Here is a 17,879-nt window from a genome sequence, read left to right as displayed (position 1 = left end):
CTCAGCCGACCAGGTAAAGGAGCGGGAAGAGGTAGATCCACACGAGGTCGACGAGGTGCCAGTAAAGGCCCACGTTCTCGACGGGCGCGTAGTAACGGCTGGAGAACTCGTTCTTCTGGTTCCGGAGGAGGATCCAGAGGATGAGGCCCATGCCGATGACCACGTGCACGCCGTGGATCCCGGTCATCATGAAGTAGATGGCGAAGAAGATGCCCGGGTGACCCGAGGCGAAATCCGCCGCCGTGAAGTTCCCGCCGGGCAGGAGCCCGTCGTGGATCTTGTGGCTGTACTCGAAGTACTTCACCACGAGGAACATCGCCGCGCACGCGAGGGTGATCGCGAGCAGGATGGTGGTCTTCTTCTTCTCGTTCTTCTGCGCGGAGCGCACCGCGAGCGCCATCGTGAAGCTCGACGAGATCAGCACGATGGTGTTGATGCCGCCCATCACGCGATCGAGGTGGTGGTGCGCCTCGACGAACGACGGGAAGTACTTGCTACGGAAGATGGCGAAGGCGCAGAACAAGCCGCCGAACAGCAGGATCTCCGTCACCAAGAAGAGCCACACGCCCATTCGACCTGCGTCGAACTGGGTGTCTGCCTTGTCGAAGTGGTGGGCGACGTGGAACTGGGGGGAGAGCTTGCTCTCCTCGACGCCGCCCAAAGCCTCGGCTTTCGCGCTCATCAAGCAGTCTCCTCAGCGGGACGTTCGTACGCGTCCAGCGTCACGATGGGGGCCTTCTCGAAGTTCTCCGTGATCGGGGGCGAGGCCGTCTTCCACTCGAGCGTGGCGCCGCCCCACGGATCGGCCGGCGCCGGCGCGCCGGTCTTCAGCGACCGGGCGAGGCAGATGAACGTGATGAGGAAGCCCGTGCCCAGGACCCACGAGCCGTACGTCGAGAACGCGTGCAGCGGCTGGAACTGGTCGAGGTAGTTGTAGTAGCGGCGCGGCATGCCACGCGTGCCGAGGATGAACTGGGTGAAGAACGTCCAGTTGAAGCCGATGAACGTGAGGGCGAAGCCCACGCGCGCCAGCTTCTCGTCGTACATCTTGCCCGTCATCTTGGGCCACCAGTGGTGGAGACCGCCGAAGAACGCGATCGCCGTGCTGCCCATCATCACGTAGTGGAAGTGGGCGACGACGAAGTACGTGTCGTGCAGGTGCAGGTCGACGCTCAGCATCCCGAGGAAGAGGCCCGTCAGACCGCCGATCGCGAACAGGAAGAGGAACGCGATGCCGTAGAGCATCGGCACCGTGAACCGGATCGACCCGCCCCAGAGCGTGCCGAGCCAGTTGAACATCTTCACGCCGCTCGGGATGGCCACGAAGAACGTCAGGAAGGAGAAGATCGCCGAGGAGAGCTCGCTCTGCCCCGAGACGAACATGTGGTGGCCCCACACGAGGAACGACACGAGGGCGATGGCCACGCTGGAGAACGCGATCGCCTTGTACCCGAAGACCCGGCGCCGCGCGTTCGTCGCGAGGATCTCCGTCGCAACGCCCATGCCCGGCAGGATCATGATGTACACGGCCGGGTGGCTGTAGAACCAGAAGAAGTGCTGGAACAGGACGGGGTCACCGCCGAGCGTCGGATCGAAGATGCCGATGTGGAACGCGCGCTCGAAGATGAGGAGGAGCAGCGTGATGCCGAGGACCGGCGTCGCGAGCACCTGGATGATGCTGGTCGCGTAGAGCGACCAGAGGAAGAGCGGCATGCGGTACCAGCTCATCCCCGGGGCCCGGAGCTTGTGCAGCGTCACGATGAAGTTGAGCCCCGTCAGGATGCTCGAGAACCCCATCACGAACACGCCGAACGTCGCCGAGATGACCGACGTCGTCGACACGCCGGAGGCGTAGGGCACGTAGAAGGTCCAGCCCGTGTCCACGCCTCCCGTCACGATCGCCGCGAGCATGAAGATCGCGCCGATCCAGTACAGGTACAAGCTCAGCAGGTTGAGCCTGGGGAAGGCCACGTCCTTCGCGCCGATCATCAGCGGCAAGAAGAAGTTGCCGAGCGACGCCGGGATCGACGGGATGATGAAGAGGAACACCATCGCCGCGCCGTGCAGCGTGAACGCCTGGTTGTACTGCGAGGCGTCCATGATGGTCTTCTTCGCCGTCAGGAGCTCGAGACGGACGAGAAGGGCGAAGATGCCGCCGAGGCCGAAGCCGACGAGCACCGACACCAGGTACATGATGCCGATGCGCTTGTGGTCGACCGTCGTCAGCCAAGACCAGACGCCAGCGGTTTGGTTCAGGTAGTTTTTGCCTCGAACCTCGGGCGAGTGCCCGAGTTCGTCGACCGTAGCCGTGTTTGCCATGATCGAGCCTCCGATTCCCTACTGGACCGTCTTCAGGTACGCGATGAGCGCGTCGATGTCCGTTTCCTTGAGCAGGCCCTTGTAGGTCGGCATGACCGCCGGGTACCCACTGACCACCTTCTTGTTCGGCTCGAGCAAGCTCTCGCGGATGTAGTTCTCGTCGACCTTGACCGACGAACCGTCCGCGATCTGCTCCGTTCGACCGAAGACCCCCTTGAACGTCGGGCCCTGGATGCGGGACCCATCGAGCGAGTGGCAGGTGTTGCAGCTACGCGTCGCGTAGAGCTTCTTGCCGAGCTCCGCCGGGGGAAGCGGCTTCTCGCCGGGCATGAGGCCGGTCTCCTGCCAGTTGTCGTAGTCGGCCTTGTCCATCACCCGCACCTTGGCGAGCATGTCCGAGTGGCCGACGCCGCAATACTCCGTGCAGAACAGGATGGTATCGCGGTTCTCCGTCGCCTCGAACCAGACCGTCGTGTACGTGCCCGGCACGACGTCCTGCTTCACCCGGAACTCGGGCACGAAGAAGCTGTGGAGGACGTCCTTCGAGCTCATGATGAGCTTCACGGGCTGGCCCTTGGGCACCACGAGCTCGTTCACGCTCACGTTCCCGTTCGGGTACGTGAACGTCCACATGTACATCTCCGCCGTCGTGCGGATCTCGAGCGCGTTGCCCGGCGCGACCATCGCCTTCATCCACCCGCTGAGCCCCACGAAGAAGAGGCCAATCACGAGGATCGACGGGATGATGGTCCACGTAATCTCGAGCGTCGTGCTGTGCGTGATGTCACTGACCTTGTCCTTCGCGGTCCGCCTCTTGTAGCGGTACATGAACCACGCGAGCGGCACCATCAGGGCAAAGAACATCACGACGTCCAGCCAATAGACGATGTAGTACGCAGTATCGATTTCCTGCGCAATCGTCGAAGACTGCTTCGGCATCCAGAACGAGCCGAGGTCGATCGGGTCAAACGTCATGCCAGAGCTCCATCCGTCGACTTCGACGCGCGACGACGCTCACGCCGCCAGAACCCGAGGATCATACCCCCAAGGCCCAGCACCGTGAACACACCGCCCGCCTTCATCAGACGCCTCGTCGCGAGGACATACTTGTTTTCTGCGGGATCGTAATGAAAGCAGAACAGGAGCACGCGGCCCCACGCGGACGCGAGCTTGCCCTGCGACGCCTCGAGCAACGACAGCTCGAGATCTTTCGCGCTGTAGTTGAGCCCGTACAGCGTCCGCGAGAGCTTGTTGTCGGGCGTGAACACGAAGACGCCCGCCGCGTGCGCATACTGCTGCGTCGCCTCTTCCCAGCGGTACCGGAAGCCCACCGCGTCGGCCACGCGACGCACCTGGGCCTCCTCCCCCACCAGGAAATCCCATCCCCGATCCGCCACGGGTCGGCCATACACGCCGAGGTACGAGTCGCGCTTCTTGCGCGCCGTCTCGTACGTATCGCGGGGATCGAAGCTGACGACGACGACGCGGTACTCCTTGCCCGCCGTCCAGGCGAGGCCCTTCATGCCCTGGAGCAGGCCGTTCACGACCAGCGAGCAGAGCATCGGGCACTCGTAATACGCGAGCACCAGGATCACCGGGTGCTCGCCGTCGAGATAACTGCCCAGCGTGACGTCGCGCCCCTCGTGATCCCGGAGCTTCGCGTCCGCCGGAAGGACGGCGCCGGGTCGCTCCTCGATGTCCACGCCTTCGAGCTCCTTCGGCAGCGCCGGGTCCCCCGCGAACGCCGGCGAAACCGGCGCAAGCGTGACCACGGCCGCCGTGAGCGCGGCAGCGACGAACATAAGGAAGCGGCCCGGACGAACCATCACTTCTTGGGCTCCTTGGGCTTGTCCTCGGGCTTCTTCTCCGTGGGTTCGCCCTTCTTGTCGCCCTTCTCCTCGACCTTGGCGCCGTCCTTCTTCTCCTCGCCCTTGTTCTCGCCCTTGTTCTCCTCGGGCTTGTCCTGCGGGGGCGTGGGGGCCGGCTCCTCCTTCAGAGGCGGGGCCATGGGCGGCTGCCGATAGCCCGCGATCGTCAGCTCGACCGCTCGATCCGTCGGGATTCGCACGACGCCGTCCTTCTTGCTCACCCACTGGTAGTGCGTGAGCTTCTGCTGCTCGGCGGCGCGAAGGGCCCGAAGGTCGCTCGACTGGAGCGAGAGGACCTTGTCGTGGAGCTCGCGCTCCACGTAGTAGTTGAAGACCTCGCGCACGAAGACGCAGAGAGCCACCACGACCACGCAGGTGATGACCGTGACGAGCACAATGAGGCCGTTGCGCGGCCTATCGTCCTCGACCGGGTCATGCCCGCCGTGCCCGTGGCCACCCTCGTGCGCGTCGCCGCCGTGATCGTCGTGATCCTCGGCGTGCGCGCTGGCCTCCGCGCCGTCCTCGCGCTCCTCGGAGGTGGACTCGTCGTCGCCCGAGGACACCTTCGAGGTCTCCTCGGCCGCGGACTCCGCGCGGCCCTGGTTCTTCTTCTTCTTCTTGCTCATGGATTGTCCACCTTCACGGTCTCGGCGAGCCGAGGATCACGGAGCGGGTAGAGCGGGCCTTTTGCTGCCTGCCGCGCAACCAGGAACGCCGCGATGCCGAGCGGTCCGAGCAGGCCGCAGATGTCCACCACGCTGAAGTGGAAGTGGTGGTCGAACGTCGGCATGACGAGCCAGTAGAGGTCGACGTAGTGCATGACCAGCATGATCACGGCGCCGACCGAGAGCCCCAGCGCATTCCGCTTCACGTGCCGCGAGAGCAGAAGGAGGAAGGGGATCACGAAGTGACCGAAGAGGATCGCGAGGCTCACCTTCGCCCAGCCCGCGTCGTCCCAGCGGTGGTGGTACCAGATCGTCTCCTCGGGGATGTCGGCGTACCAGATCAGCAGGAACTGCGAGAAGCCGATGTACGCGAAGAAGACGATGAACCCGAAGAGCAGCTTGCCGATATCGTGCCGGTGCTCGATCGTGCTGATCTTGCGGAAGTAGCCGCGCTGCTGGAGCTGCACCGTGATCAGCGCGAGCACCGAGAGCGAGCTCGTCGCGCACCCCGCGAACACGTACACGCCGAAGATGGTCGAGTACCAGTGCGGGTCGAGGCTCATCACCCAATCGAACGCCGCGAACGTCGTCGTCAGGGCGAAGAGGATCATCGCCGGCGCGCTCGCCGCCTGCATCTTCTCGGTGAGCTTGGTGTCCCCGCTCTCGTCCTGCGCGCGGCTCGTGCGCGTGAAGTAGAGGCCGAGAGCCACCCACACGAGGACGTAGAACGCCGACCGACCATAGAAGAAGTTGGGGTTCAGGTACCCCGCCTTCTTCTGCAGGATCGGATCCGTCGCCGCCTGCGGCCCCATCCAGTGATGGTAGAGGTCGTGCGCCCAGACGAAGATCGGAATCGAGAGGACCGCGACCGCAGGCAGGAGGCCCGCGAGCCACTCCATCTGCCGCCGCGCCGCCACCGACCAGCCCGCGCGCGCGAGGTGCTGGACCAGGACGAAGAACAGGCCGCCGAGCGCGACCGTCGCGACGTACAGGAAGCCGATCAGATACGAGGCCGCGAATCGCTTCGGGTCCATCGCATATCCGGCACCCGCCGCCACCACGCCCACGACCGCGAGCCCCATGCCCGCCTTCGTGAGCGAGTCGCCCACGTCTTTCGGGAGCTTCCGGGCGTCGTCGCTCTTCGACTTCTCGCCCGTGGCCCGACCTGCGGTCATTGCCGCCGCCTGGCTCATTGCGCGTCTCCTTCTGGATCGATCGCGTTGCGCTTGTCGGCGGGCACGTCGTCGATCGAGGCATGCTGGCTCTTGCCGAGCACCCTCACCCACGTGACGATGGCCCACCGGTCAGCCACCGGGATCTGCTTGCGATACGCCGGCATGTTCCGGACGCCGTGCGAGATGGTGTCGAAGATCTGCCCGTCCGGCATGGTCCGGACGCGATCCGACGAGAGCTCGACCGGCGGGGGGAACCCGCGCTGCACCACCATCCCGCGGCCGCTGCCCGACATGTCGTGGCAAGGCGCGCAGTAGATGTTGAAGCGCTCCTGGCCACGACGAACGAGCTTCTCGTCCACCTCGACCGGCGCGCGGCCGATGAACTCGCCCTTCGCGTCCTTGCCGCGGTGATACGCGTCGTCCTCGTCCAGGTGGCCGACCGCCACCGTCCCGTCGACGATCGGCCGCATCGCGCGGCCGTCCTCGAAGAACGAGCTCGCCTCACCCCACTGGTACTTGGGCTGCCAGTCCATGTCTCCGAAGACATGGACCGGCGGCTCCTCGCTTTTGTTGCCGCGGCAGCCCGCGAGGGCCAGCGCGAACAAGAGGAATGCGGCGGGCCTCATTCCGTGACCTCCACGATCTCACGCGCGCCGAGCTCCTCGAGGAGCTTCCTCGTCTTCGACGCGTCGTATTTGGGGTCCTTCGCCTCGACGGTGACGAAGAACGCGTCGTCCGTCGCACGCGGGAAGGACGGGTGCTTCATCGACGGGTGGTAGAACATCGGCAGGCGGTTCACGCCCCACAAGCCGAAGAACGCACCAAACGCCGAGAAAAGCACCGTCAGCTCGAACATGATCGGCACGTAGGCCTGGTACGAGAACGACGGCTTGCCGCTGATGACGAGCGGGTAGTCGAACGAGACGAACGCCGTCAGCGCGATCGCGCTGAGCAGGCCCACCGTCCCGCAGGTCAGCACGATCCACGGCATCTTCGACGGGGGCAGCCCCATCGCCTTCTCCAGGCCGTGCACGGGGAACGGAGTCTGCGCGTCGAAGTCCTTGTACCCTGCGTTCTTCAGCTTCTCACAGGCGTGCATCAGCTCGCCGGGCGTGAGGAAGTAGCCCATGAGGCCGAACGGCTTCGCCGCCTCCTCCTCGAGCTCTTCGTGACGATGAGCCTTATCCACGGGACTCCTCCTCGTCCTTCTCCGCGTCGCCCTCCGACGCCTCCTCGCCCTCGTCGCCCTCGTCCTCGCTCTCGTCGGACTTCGCGCTCGCCTCCTCGTGGTGGTCGTCGTGTGCGTCGTGACCGTGGTCGTCGCCATGGCCCGCGTGCGGATCCGCCTGCGGCATCACGCCCTTGACCTCGCTGATGGCCACCGCCGGCAGGAACCGGAGGAAGAGGAGGAACAGCGTGAAGAACAGACCGAACGACCCGAGGAACGTCGAGATGTCGAAGAGGCTCGGCCGGAAGTAGGTCCAGCTCGAGGGGATGTAGTCGCGGTGGAGGCTCGTCACGATGATGACGAAGCGCTCGAACCACATGCCGATGTTCACGAAGATCGAGATCACGAACATCGCCGGGATGCTGGTCCGGATGCGCTTGAACCAGAAGAGCTGCGGCGAGAAGACGTTGCAGCTCCACATGGTCCAGTACGCCCACTTGTACGGACCGAACGCGCGGTTGATGAACGCGAAGCGCTCGTACTCGTTGCCGCCGTACCAGGCGATGAAGTACTCGATCGCGTAGGCGTAACCGACCATCGTCCCCGTGAGGAGGATGATCTTGTTCATGTTCTCGAGGTGCTTGATGGTGATCAGGCCCTCGAGACCGTACGCCTTGCGCGCGAGCACCATCAGCGACACGACCATCGCGAAGCCGCTGAAGATGGCGCCGGCGACGAAGTACGGCGGGAAGATCGTCGTGTGCCAGCCCGGCATGATCGACACGGCGAAGTCGAACGACACGATCGTGTGCACCGAGAGAACCAGCGGCGTCGAGAGACCGGCCAGGATGAGGTAGGTCTTCTCGTAGTTCAGCCAGTTCCGGTGCGAGCCGCGCCAGCCGAGCGAAAAGATGCCGAGCACGATCGAGCGGACCTTCGTCTTCGCGCGATCACGCAGCGTCGCGAGGTCCGGCACCAGGCCGACGTACCAGAACAGGATCGAGACCGTCGCGTACGTCGAGATCGCGAACACGTCCCAGAGCAGCGGGCTCTTGAAGTTCGGCCACATGCTCATCTGGTTCGGTATTGGGAAGAGCCAATACGCGAACCACACGCGACCGACGTGGAACACCGGGTAAATCGCCGCCGACATGACGGCGAAAATCGTCATCGCCTCCGCCGCGCGGTTGATGCTGGTGCGCCACTTCTGCCGGAACAGGAAGAGAATGGCGCTGATCAGCGTGCCGGCGTGGCCGATACCGATCCAGAAAACGAAGCCGGTGATGTCCCAGGCCCAGAAGACCGTGTTGTTCAGACCCCAGATACCGAGGCCTTCCGCCGCGAGCTTACCGAGCGAGCCGAGCAGGATGAGCAGGACGCTCACCGCGAGGCCCAAAAGGACCAGCCACGAGGGGGTCGTCTTTTTCTCGACGATCCCCGCGACCGTCTCGGTCACCGCATTGAAATCGCGGTGACCGAGGACGAGTGGAGCACGCTTGCCGGGCGTGTCTTCTTGCAGGGCGGCGGTGGTCATGCCCCCTCCAGCTCAGGGTTGGGGTTCTTGATCTTGGCGAGGTACGACGTGCGCGGGCGGACGTTGAGCTCCTCCAGGAGCCTGTATCCGCGCGGCCCGGCGGCGCGCTTGGCCACCTCGCTCTGCTTGTCGTTCAGGTCGCCGAAGTGGATGGCCTGCGCCGGGCACGCTGCCTGGCACGCCGTCACCACCTCGCCGTCGCGGAGACGCTCGCGACCCTCCGCCTTCGCGGAGATCTTCGCGCGGTTGATGCGCTGCACGCAGTACGTGCACTTCTCCATGACGCCTCGGCTCCGCACCGTGACGTCCGGGTTCATCTGCATCTTGTGCTGCTCGATCGTGTCCTTCGTGTAGTCGAAGTAGTTGAACCTTCGGACCTTGAAGGGGCAGTTGTTCGCGCAGTACTTGGTGCCGATGCACCGGTTGTACGTCATCTCGTTCAGCCCCTCGGGGCTGTGCGTCGTCGCCGCGACCGGGCAGACCTCTTCGCACGGCGCGTTCTCGCAGTGCACGCACATCATCGGCTGCGAGACGCTCGTCGGGTTCTCGAGGTCGCCCTCGAAGTAACGATCCATCCGCATCCAGTGCATCTCGCGCGACTTCTGCACGCCCTCGGCGCCGACGATCGGGATGTTGTTCTCCGCCTGGCACGCGATGCTGCAAGCGTTGCAGCCGACGCACGCGGCGAGATCGATCGTCATGCCCCAGGCATGGCCCTTGTCGTACTTCCGCTCCTCGAAGAGGCTCAGGTACTTCTTCGGCGGCGGGACGACCTGCGGGTTCTCCTGGTACTTGGCGAACGACGCCTCGTGCACGAGCGGTCGGCCCTCCGTGAGGAAGTGCTCCTGCGTCCGCGAGAGCTTCGTCGAGCCGCCCGCCTTCGTGATCGACACGCCGTCCGCGACGTGGAAGCCCGCGCTCGTGCGCAAGGCGCCCGTGTCGACGCCGATGTTCTTGCCGACCCGACCGACCGCGCTCCGGCCCTGACCGATCGTGACGAGGATCGTCCCTTCGGCCAGCCCCGGCGCCACGAGCGCGGGGAGCGTCACCGTCGCGCCGTTCGCGCTCACGTTGACGAGATCCCCATCGACCACGCCGAGCCCCTTCGCCGTCTTGGGCGAGAGGGACGCGACGTTGCCCCAGGTGAGCTTCGCCATCGGGTCCGGCATCTCCTGGAGCCAGCCGTTGTTCGCGTACCGGCCGTCCCACGTGTGCGGATCCGGGTCGAAGATGACCTCGAGGTCGCCCTTGGGCGCCACGGCCTTCTGCGCCTTGATCGCCGCGCCGACCTTCGCCGCGTCGAGATCCGCCGTCTCGGCCGGGAAGGCGCTGTCCTTCCAGAGGCCGTCGTGCAGGGCGCGCCGGAAGTCACGCTCGAAGTCGGCGACGAGCGACTGCGCGCCGTGCCAGCTCGCGCGGACGAGGTCGTAGCCCTTGCGCGTACCGCCGAGGAAGATCTCGAGGATCTCCGCGTCGGTCTTGCCGCCGTACATCGGCGCGATGAGCGGCTGGACGAGCGCGCCCGTGCCGTCCTCGGACCGGACGTCGCCCCAGCTCTCCAGCGCGTGCGCGCGGTTCAGGTGCCACGCCGCGGCCTTGCCCGTCTCGTCGACGTGCGTGCCCACGTGGACCAGCGTCTTCGCCTTCGTGAACGCGTCGCGGACGTCCGCGGGCGCGTTGAACGCAGGGTTGCCGCCGAGCACGATCAACGTGTCGATCGTGCCTGCCTGGAGGTCCTTGCCGAGGGTCACGACCTCGGCCGGGCCGCCCTTCACCTCGTCGAACGGGCGCACGAGCTTCACGGTCTTGCCGACCGCGCCGATCGCGCGATGCACCGCGTGGAAGAGCGCGTGCACGGCCGGGGGCTGCTTGCGCCCCACGACGATCAAGGCCGCGCCGTTCCGCTTCGCGATGTCGGCCGCGATGGCCTTGACCATCTTCGTGGCCTGCGGATCGAGCGCGCCGGCGCCGCCGAGCGCGGACGTGATGTCCGCCGGCAGCTCCACCTTCGCGGCCGCGGCGATCTCCTGCGCGAGCGCGTACGCGAGCGCCGGGATCTTGTGGCTCTGGAGGCGCAACCGATGATCCGCGCTCGTCCCCGTGACCGAGAAGGAGCTCTCGATCGCGTAGAACCGGTTCATCGGCTTGTCCTTGCTGTCCGGGTTCCGCCGGTCCGCGAAGGCGCGCACGTTCTTCACGACGCTGCCCTCGTTGAGGAGGAAGTCCGCGTCGAGCGAGACCACGACGTCGGCCGCGCCGATGTCGTAGATGGGCACGAGCGCCTTGCCGAAGGCGATCCGCGCGGCTTCCTCCGTCACGTCCCGGCCGAACGCCTCGTAGCGCACGACGCGCGCGTCAGGCATCAGCTTGAGGAGCGCGTCGAGCTGCGCGGCGACCGTGGGCGAGCGGTGATCCTCGACGAGGACCGCGAGCCCCTTGCCGTTCTTCTTCTTCGCGTCGTCGCCGAGCTTGCGCAGAAACACGCTCGCGTCGTCCCACGTCCGCGCCTCGCCCTTCTCCTGCGGGCTCTGGCTGCGATCGGGATCGTAGAGATCGAGCACCGACGCTTGCACGAACGAGTTCGTCGCCCCGAGGCTCTCGGGGTGGCGGGGGTTGCCCTCGATCTTCGTCGGCCGGCCCTCGTGCGTCTCGACGACGAGGCCGATCGCGGTGCCGAGGATCGGCATCGCGGTCGAGAAGAAGAGCGGACGGCCGGGGACGATCTCCTCCGGCGCGCGCGTGTAGGGGACGATGACCTCTTCGGGCCTGCGGCACGCCGCGAGTCCGCCGAGGGCCATCGATGCGCCCATGATGGCGAGGAAGCCTCGGCGGCTCGTCCCTTGCGGCGCCTCGGCGGCGCCCTCCGGGAACTCGCGCGTGAGGTCCTCTGCGAACGACGGCGACTTCTCGAGCTCGTCGACGCTCCGCCAGTAGTTCTTTCCGGACGTATCCGGCTCGATGGGATACGGAGCTCGCTTCATCGGTGGCACCCCGAGCAATGAACGGGAGGCGAGACCTTGCGCTGGGAGGGCGGTGCCGCGAGGTTCGCGACGCTCGCCGGCACGGTCTCGTCGACCATCTTGGTGATGTCCTTCGGATCCCGGAGGTTCGGCTCGGGATTCCGATGACAGTCGAGGCACCAGCCCATGGAGAGGGGCTGGGCTTGACTCACCTTGATCATCTGGTCGACGCGGCCGTGGCAGCTCTGACAAGCCACTCCTGCGGTCGCGTGGGCCTGGTGGTTGAAGTACGCGTAGTCGGCCAGGTTGTGGACGCGTACCCAGGGGATGGGGTTCCCCGAGGCGAAGCTCTCCCGCACGGGAAGAAGCTTTTGACTATCCGTCTTCACCTTCGAGTGGCAGTTCATGCACGTCTCGGTGGAGGGGACGGACGCTTGGGCGCTCTTATCGACGGCCGTATGACAGTAACGGCAGTCGATGCCGAGATCGCCGGCATGCAGCTTGTGGCTGTAGTCCACGGGTTGTGTGGGCGTGTAGCCAACTTCGACGTGCTTGTTGGTACCGTAGTACCAAAGGCCGCCCGCAGCCGCGGTGCCAAGCGGAGCAAGTACGAAGGCGGCCACCATCGGCAGCACCCGGTTGGACCACTTTGGGAATAGGTATCTCGCCATGTGGACGCTCGATCATCGGGAATTCCCGACGACGCGGGCGGGTTTTGCCGTCCCCAGCCGACGAGGGCAAGATGGCAAAGCGCCGCACACCTGCGGCAACTTGCCGCGCCCCTCCCCTTACGGTCCGACCAACGGTTCGTCGGGCCACATGTAGGGACATTTTCGGCCACAGAAGAACGTTCCGTAAGGAAACGTTTCAGGTTCGTCGAGCCGGGTTTGGTCCGGACGCGAACCACGCGCCCCCCTCCCCTGCCCCGCGCGGACTACTGCTGCGCGAGTCGCCAGAGCAGATACGCGTCCGACTTCATCGTCTCGGGCAACGACGCCATCGGATCCCGCGACAAACGGGCCATCGCCTCGGGATCTTTCGCGCCTTCTTCCGGCGTGCCCGCGGCGACGAGGGCCTCGACGGGCGGCACGGGCGGCAGATCCACCATGAGGTGAATCCGCGGCGATCCAAGGTTTTCCGCGCCGTGCGGCACGCTGTTGTTGAAGGCCCACACGGTGCCCGCGGGCAGATGCAGGAAGCGGCCCGCGACGCAGAGACGCGCGGCCGGCGTCGTGATCAGCGGGACGTGGAAGCGGTGGTGTTCGTCCCAGTGGGGCGTGTTGTCGACGTGCAGATGGATGCGCGAATCCGGCGGGCTCAACCCGAGCCACGCCGAGACGGGGCGCGCAGGAAAGGCCGTGTCGAGCAGCTCGCGCAGGCGCGGGAGAGGCGCGAGCGCAGGGGCGTCGATGCCGCCGCCGCTCGTGAGCCGACTGCCGGGCCAGCCGCGCTCCTCGCCGCCGCGCAGGATGCAAAACGACGTGCCGAGGTGCCACTTCCACTGGCTCGGCAGCCACGTGATGTCCGCCGCTTCGATCTCGGCGACGATCGGCGCGACGTCGATCACGAGCGGAAGCCGCAGGAAACGATAGGTCTTGGGCAGCGCGCGCGGGCTCGGGACGTGACGCCTCTGGTACATCCGCTCTCTCTCCTGTCGAGAGGCCGAGCATCGCAGCCGACGCGGGCCCCCCGTGTCAAGCGCCGAGCTTGACGCGAAACGGCTCGAACATCACGGAAAGATCGTCGTCGCTGCGGGCCGAACTCCCGCGCGCAAATCTCCCGATCCGGGTGGTCTCGTAAGCGGCCCTCGCGATCGCCTCGCGTTCGCCGTGCGGGAGGCCGGAGACGAGCGTGACGATGTCGTCGACGTGATCCGCGTCGGTGCCGGCAGCGCTGTGCACGCGCAGGCATCGCGTCGCATCGACGCCGCTCGGCAGCACGGCTTGCACCACGCGCACCTCGGCCGCGCTCCGCGTCGCGGCGAGGCGCTCCAGCGCGAACGCGTAGCCCACGCACCGCGCTGGATCTCCCGGGCCACGCACGAGCGACGTGAAGAAATCGACGAGCGCCGCCGCGGTCTCCGGCACGTGCGCGGCGACGAGCGCGCGGGCGTCGTAGCCGAGCGACGCGAGATCGCGCAGCGCGAGCGCATCGTGCCCGTGCTCGTCGCGCGACTTTTCATGCGCCCACGCCGCGAGCGCCGCGCGCCCCTCCCCTTCGAAGCGCGCGGCGGCCTCGATCATGAGCCTGGGCGTCGCGTGGGTCGTGTGAAAGTACCCTGCGAGACGGTGGATCCAGCCTGCGAGCGTGAGCTCTCGCCGCGGCGGCGCGGCCCCTTCCCGTTGCGCGACGCCCAGCGCGCCATCGAGCAGATTCCGCGTCGCTGCGAGGCTCGCCGGCCCCTCCGGCGGCACCGAGAACGGCCCGCCGAAGGCCAGCTCTTCTTCGTGCAGGAACGCCCGCGCGCTCGTCGCGACCACGATCTTGCCTTCCGCGATACGCGCCCACGTGATGTCGGAACCCTGCACGATCGGCGACTCCTCCTCGGCCCTCGGGGCCACGGATACCCCATCGGGCGCGAGGCTTCCAGGCGTGCGCGCCGCGTGATAATCGACCTCGCATCATGGGCATCGAGCGTCGCGACGTGGTCGTCCTCGGCGGGGGTCCTGCAGGCAGCACCTTCGCCGCCATCCTCAAGAAGTACGAGCCGAACCTCTCGGTCACGGTCCTCGAGAAGGCGCGCTTCCCGCGGTACCACATCGGCGAGTCCCTCATCCCCGCGCTGAACCCGGTCCTCCGGGATCTCGGGATCTACGACGATCTCGGACGCGCGGGGTTCATCCGCAAGATGGGCATCACGTTCGTGTGGGGCCGCGATCGGACGCCCTGGGACGCCGACTACCTCAAGCTCGGCGACGTCCGCGTCCACGAGGGCGCCGAGGTGCTGAACGTCCTCGGCCAGGATTTTTCGAAGCTCCTCCGCCGCCCCGAAGAGCGCGACGAGACGTTCAACGCCTTCAACGTCCGGCGCGCCGAGTTCGACCACATGATCATGAACCGCGCGCGGGACTTCGGCGCCGACGTGCGCGAGGGGACACGCGGCAAGACGATCCACAAGGACGAACACGGCCGCGTCACGGGCGTCGACTGGGAGGATGATCAGGGCCGCGAGGGCACGATCGAGACCTCGTTCATCCTCGACGCGAGCGGGCAAGGCACGCGCTTCACGCCGGGGGGCCGCGTCTTCGATCCGCACATGAACAACTACGCGGTCTACGGCTACTGGTCCGGGGCCGAGTGGAAGATCCTCTACCGGGGCACGCGCGACCGGACGAACGTGTTCATCTGCTCGGTCGACAAAGGCTGGATCTGGTACATCCCCGTCGCGCAAGACCTCATCAGCGTCGGCGTCGTGACGAACACGGCGCACTTCAAGGACGCGCTCCAGAGCCAGGATCCCGAGTCGTTTTACCACGAGACGATCCAGGGCTGCCCCGAGGTGCGGGGCCTGCTCTCGCGCGCGACGAACCGCGACGACTTCATCGGCGGCGGCAAGCGCATCTCGGTGACCCGCGACTGGTCGTCGTGGGCGAAGAGCCCCACGGGACCGGGCTGGGCCACGGCCGGAGACGCGGCGATCTTCGTCGATCCGATCCTCTCGTCGGGCGTGACGCTCGCGATGCAGAGTGGCCATCGCGCAGCGTACACGTACCGCACGGCCCGCGCGCGGCGAGACCTGCCCGAGGACGCGCTCTGGCGCGCCTACGCCGACTACATCCGCGGCGAGGCAGGCTCGTTCCTCCGGCTCGCGCGTTACTTCTACGGCAACAACCGCGCGGCGCCCTCGTGGTGGTGGGAGGCGCAGACGCTCGTGAACGCCTCGGGCAAGCTCGCGGTCGACGATCGGCAGGCCTTCACCATGGCGAGCGCCGGGTTCTTCCCGACGCTCCGCGCGGTCACGGACGACACGGTGATCCCGCTCGTCGCGGGCATCACGGGCCTCCAGGGCGACGTGTACAACGTCTTCTACGAGGACGGGCTGCCGCCGCCGGAGGCGCTGCCGAAGCAGGCGATCGAGCACCTCGCGCGCTTCCGGCTGGCGCTGCGCACCGAGCCCATGGCGACCGAGGGCAAACCGACGGGCCAGCTCGACGTCTTCTACGATCTCGTCAGCGACGACGCCGACTTCACGCATCGCACGCACGCGGCGCCGAGCAAGATCGCGCCTGCGCTCGGGCCCGTCGTCGAGGCGATGGGGCGCCACCACGACGTCGCGTCGCTGCTCGCCGAGGCCCCGCGCCTCTTGCCCGCGGGGTACGCCTCGCCCGAGGCGATCCGCGCCGCGACGCTCTCCGTCGTCCGCGCCGCCGCGAAAAAAGGGTTCGTGAAGCTCGCGCCGGGGGCCACGGCTTGACCGCCTACGGAAACGACGAGCTGACGCTCGTGTTCGTCCTTCACGAGCATGATCGGGAGTCGATCCGGCGCGCGGCGGAGGCGGCGAGCCACCCGGACGACAACAAGCGCGCGCAGCACCTCGAGCGCGAGGAGCTGCGCAAGTTCGTGACGCTGCCCTCGGACGAGCGCCGCGCCGTGCTCGCGTGGCTCGAAGAGCACGGCATGCCGCACATGGACGTGCGCAGCGTGTCGGGACAAACGATCTTCGTGAAGACCACGAAGGAGGCCGTGGGCCGCACGTTCGGCGCCGAGTGCCGGCGCTGGCTCGACGACAAGGAGAAGGACGAGCGCGCGCTCACGCCCATGGAATGGCCGATCCCGCGGCAGATCGCGCAGTACGTGCAGTCCGTGAAGGTCCGGCAGAGCGGCAACCGCGCGCGCAGCACGATGGTCGCGGACGCGGGCGCCGAGCACCCGATGCAGTTCCCCACGCTCGAAGGCGCGCGCGAGAGCCGCCCCGAGCCTGGCTTTGGCCTGACCCCCGCGGACGTCCGCGCGATCTACCGCTTCCCCAAGGCGACCGAGCTCGACGGGTCGGGCGAGACGATCGCGCTGCTCATGCTCGGCGGCGCGCTCGAAGAGAGTGATCTCCACGCGTTCTGGGACGCCCACGGGATCCCGCATCCGCCGGAGATCAAGACGTACCACGTGGGATCCCGGCCCTCGAAGGTGACGAGCGCGAACAAGCTCTACACGCTCGAGGTCGCGATGACCGTCGAGTGGGTGGGCGCGATGGCGCCGGGCGCGCGGATCCTCGTGTACTTCGTCGATCCGATGGTGATCGCCGACCCATGGGTGACGTTCCTGCTCAAGGTCATCGGCGACCGCGAGAACATGCCGACGATCGTCTCGACGAGCTGGATCACGCCCGAGCGCAGCTACTACCGCGTGCACGGGCGCCGCGTCGTGAGCGGCCTGCTCGACCAGGCCGCAGCCATCGGCGTCACGGTGATCAGCGCGGCGGGCGACTGGGGCGCATTCGACGGCGTGCCGCGCACGATCAAGGACGGGAGGTACGTCGGGGACGCACCCTGGCCACACGGGGTGTTTCCGGCGGTGGAGGAGCGCGTGCTCTCGGTCGGGGGCACGATGATCACGGGTCGGGCGCCACTCACGGAGATCGCGTGGAGCGGGCCGCCGCCGCCCGGGCTCGGGCGGGTGCTTCATTTCGTGCGACTCGCGTCGAGCGGCGGGTTCAGCCGCGAGGTGCCCATCCCGAAATGGCAAAGCGACACGCTGAAGGGCTGGTACGCGCGTGGCGAGGGCGAGCCAGCGGTCGTGCCGTACGGCCGCGGCTTCCCGGACGTCGCGCTCATGGCCTCGGGCTCGGCGGTGCAACGCGCGTCGAACCAGCCGCTCACGATGCAAGGCTACCAGGCGGTCGCGTGTGGGCAGTGGGTCGACTACGCCGGCGGCACCAGCGTGGCAGCGCCGATCTGGGCAGCGATCGTGGCGCTCATGAACCAAGCACGGCGCGCAGCAGGCCTCGGCCGCGTGGGCTTCATCAACCCGATGCTCTACGCACTCCGGAAGGAAAACCCAGCACCCTTCCGCGAGATCTCCGAGGGGAGCACGGACGTGGCCATGAACGTGCTCAACGCGCACGGCAAGGCCGTCATCCACCGACTGTCAGGCTACTCAGCCGGCCCCGGCTGGGACCCAGCAACAGGCCTCGGCGTCCCCGACGTGACGCGCCTCATCGAGCTCGTCACGCGGCGACGGTAACCTCGTCGCG

Annotated in this window: 15 protein-coding genes; 2 read left to right on the top strand and 13 right to left on the bottom strand. The window is 67.0% G+C overall.

What is annotated here, in order from left to right; genetic code table 11:
• Position 1: 1 nt before the first annotated feature.
• The 13 genes from POL67_RS21660 to POL67_RS21600 form a co-directional block, all read right to left on the bottom strand.
• Positions 2–682 carry a cytochrome c oxidase subunit 3 family protein gene (locus tag POL67_RS21660; protein WP_271919984.1) on the bottom strand — a complete coding sequence of 227 codons (681 nt, stop codon included), beginning with the start codon at positions 680–682 and terminating at the stop codon, positions 2–4.
• On the bottom strand, positions 682–2,319 hold the full coding sequence (ctaD, locus tag POL67_RS21655) for a cytochrome c oxidase subunit I (RefSeq protein ID WP_271919982.1): 1,638 nt from the start codon (positions 2,317–2,319) through the stop codon (positions 682–684). The genes POL67_RS21660 and ctaD overlap by 1 nt, the downstream gene beginning before the upstream one ends.
• A gap of 18 nt (positions 2,320–2,337) precedes the next feature.
• On the bottom strand, positions 2,338–3,294 hold the full coding sequence (gene coxB / locus POL67_RS21650; protein ID WP_271919980.1) for a cytochrome c oxidase subunit II: 957 nt from the start codon (positions 3,292–3,294) through the stop codon (positions 2,338–2,340).
• Positions 3,291–4,145: an SCO family protein gene (locus POL67_RS21645; RefSeq protein ID WP_271930859.1), complete on the bottom strand. Its 855-nt coding sequence runs from the start codon at positions 4,143–4,145 to the stop codon at positions 3,291–3,293. Before POL67_RS21645 ends, coxB begins: the two co-directional genes overlap by 4 nt.
• Entirely contained in the window at positions 4,145–4,813 is a 669-nt protein-coding gene (locus POL67_RS21640; protein ID WP_271919978.1) for a hypothetical protein, read from the bottom strand. The genes POL67_RS21645 and POL67_RS21640 overlap by 1 nt, the downstream gene beginning before the upstream one ends.
• Entirely contained in the window at positions 4,810–6,045 is a 1,236-nt protein-coding gene (locus POL67_RS21635) for a hypothetical protein (protein ID WP_271919976.1), read from the bottom strand. The genes POL67_RS21640 and POL67_RS21635 overlap by 4 nt, the downstream gene beginning before the upstream one ends.
• The gene (locus tag POL67_RS21630; protein WP_271919974.1) at positions 6,042–6,653 is read right to left on the bottom strand and encodes a c-type cytochrome; all 612 of its coding nucleotides are present in this window, start codon (positions 6,651–6,653) and stop codon (positions 6,042–6,044) included. The genes POL67_RS21635 and POL67_RS21630 overlap by 4 nt, the downstream gene beginning before the upstream one ends.
• Positions 6,650–7,216: a DUF3341 domain-containing protein gene (locus POL67_RS21625; RefSeq protein WP_271919972.1), complete on the bottom strand. Its 567-nt coding sequence runs from the start codon at positions 7,214–7,216 to the stop codon at positions 6,650–6,652. Before POL67_RS21625 ends, POL67_RS21630 begins: the two co-directional genes overlap by 4 nt.
• Positions 7,209–8,729 (bottom strand): NrfD/PsrC family molybdoenzyme membrane anchor subunit, encoded by a 1,521-nt coding sequence (gene nrfD, locus POL67_RS21620; protein WP_271919970.1) that lies wholly within the window; start codon positions 8,727–8,729, stop codon positions 7,209–7,211. The genes POL67_RS21625 and nrfD overlap by 8 nt, the downstream gene beginning before the upstream one ends.
• Positions 8,726–11,710, bottom strand: coding sequence for a TAT-variant-translocated molybdopterin oxidoreductase (locus POL67_RS21615; RefSeq protein WP_271919968.1), 2,985 nt, complete (start codon positions 11,708–11,710; stop codon positions 8,726–8,728). Before POL67_RS21615 ends, nrfD begins: the two co-directional genes overlap by 4 nt.
• On the bottom strand, positions 11,707–12,360 hold the full coding sequence (locus POL67_RS21610) for a cytochrome c3 family protein (RefSeq protein ID WP_271919966.1): 654 nt from the start codon (positions 12,358–12,360) through the stop codon (positions 11,707–11,709). The genes POL67_RS21615 and POL67_RS21610 overlap by 4 nt, the downstream gene beginning before the upstream one ends.
• A gap of 263 nt (positions 12,361–12,623) precedes the next feature.
• Positions 12,624–13,328: an aspartyl/asparaginyl beta-hydroxylase domain-containing protein gene (locus POL67_RS21605; RefSeq protein ID WP_271919964.1), complete on the bottom strand. Its 705-nt coding sequence runs from the start codon at positions 13,326–13,328 to the stop codon at positions 12,624–12,626.
• Positions 13,329–13,383: 55 nt separating this feature from the next.
• Positions 13,384–14,250 (bottom strand): iron-containing redox enzyme family protein, encoded by an 867-nt coding sequence (locus tag POL67_RS21600; RefSeq protein WP_271919962.1) that lies wholly within the window; start codon positions 14,248–14,250, stop codon positions 13,384–13,386.
• A gap of 62 nt (positions 14,251–14,312) precedes the next feature.
• Here POL67_RS21600 and POL67_RS21595 point away from each other — a divergent pair, with 62 nt between their 5' ends.
• Together POL67_RS21595 and POL67_RS21590 are read left to right on the top strand one after the other, a co-directional pair.
• Complete coding sequence (locus POL67_RS21595; RefSeq protein ID WP_271919960.1) at positions 14,313–16,103, top strand: NAD(P)/FAD-dependent oxidoreductase; 1,791 nt, start codon at positions 14,313–14,315, stop codon at positions 16,101–16,103.
• A complete protein-coding gene (locus tag POL67_RS21590; protein WP_271919958.1) occupies positions 16,100–17,869 on the top strand; it encodes a S53 family peptidase in 1,770 nt (589 codons plus the stop codon). The genes POL67_RS21595 and POL67_RS21590 overlap by 4 nt, the downstream gene beginning before the upstream one ends.
• Positions 17,870–17,879 lie beyond the last annotated feature (10 nt).

This window comes from Polyangium mundeleinium (assembly GCF_028369105.1).
GTDB classification, from domain to species: Bacteria; Myxococcota_A; Polyangia; order Polyangiales; family Polyangiaceae; genus Polyangium; species Polyangium mundeleinium.
This window is presented reverse-complemented; position numbering and strand designations above follow the sequence as displayed.

Excerpts from the sequence above, each read along its gene's own strand:
- POL67_RS21660 (WP_271919984.1), bottom strand. The coding sequence starts at position 682 with ATGAGCGCGAAAGCCGAGGCTTTGGGCGGCGTCGAGGAGAGCAAGCTC.
- ctaD (WP_271919982.1), bottom strand. The coding sequence starts at position 2,319 with ATGGCAAACACGGCTACGGTCGACGAACTCGGGCACTCGCCCGAGGTT.
- coxB (WP_271919980.1), bottom strand. The coding sequence starts at position 3,294 with ATGACGTTTGACCCGATCGACCTCGGCTCGTTCTGGATGCCGAAGCAG.
- POL67_RS21645 (WP_271930859.1), bottom strand. The coding sequence starts at position 4,145 with ATGGTTCGTCCGGGCCGCTTCCTTATGTTCGTCGCTGCCGCGCTCACG.
- POL67_RS21640 (WP_271919978.1), bottom strand. The coding sequence starts at position 4,813 with ATGAGCAAGAAGAAGAAGAAGAACCAGGGCCGCGCGGAGTCCGCGGCC.
- POL67_RS21635 (WP_271919976.1), bottom strand. The coding sequence starts at position 6,045 with ATGAGCCAGGCGGCGGCAATGACCGCAGGTCGGGCCACGGGCGAGAAG.
- POL67_RS21630 (WP_271919974.1), bottom strand. The coding sequence starts at position 6,653 with ATGAGGCCCGCCGCATTCCTCTTGTTCGCGCTGGCCCTCGCGGGCTGC.
- nrfD (WP_271919970.1), bottom strand. The coding sequence starts at position 8,729 with ATGACCACCGCCGCCCTGCAAGAAGACACGCCCGGCAAGCGTGCTCCA.
- POL67_RS21615 (WP_271919968.1), bottom strand. The coding sequence starts at position 11,710 with ATGAAGCGAGCTCCGTATCCCATCGAGCCGGATACGTCCGGAAAGAAC.
- POL67_RS21610 (WP_271919966.1), bottom strand. The coding sequence starts at position 12,360 with ATGGCGAGATACCTATTCCCAAAGTGGTCCAACCGGGTGCTGCCGATG.
- POL67_RS21605 (WP_271919964.1), bottom strand. The coding sequence starts at position 13,328 with ATGTACCAGAGGCGTCACGTCCCGAGCCCGCGCGCGCTGCCCAAGACC.
- POL67_RS21595 (WP_271919960.1), top strand. The coding sequence starts at position 14,313 with ATGGGCATCGAGCGTCGCGACGTGGTCGTCCTCGGCGGGGGTCCTGCA.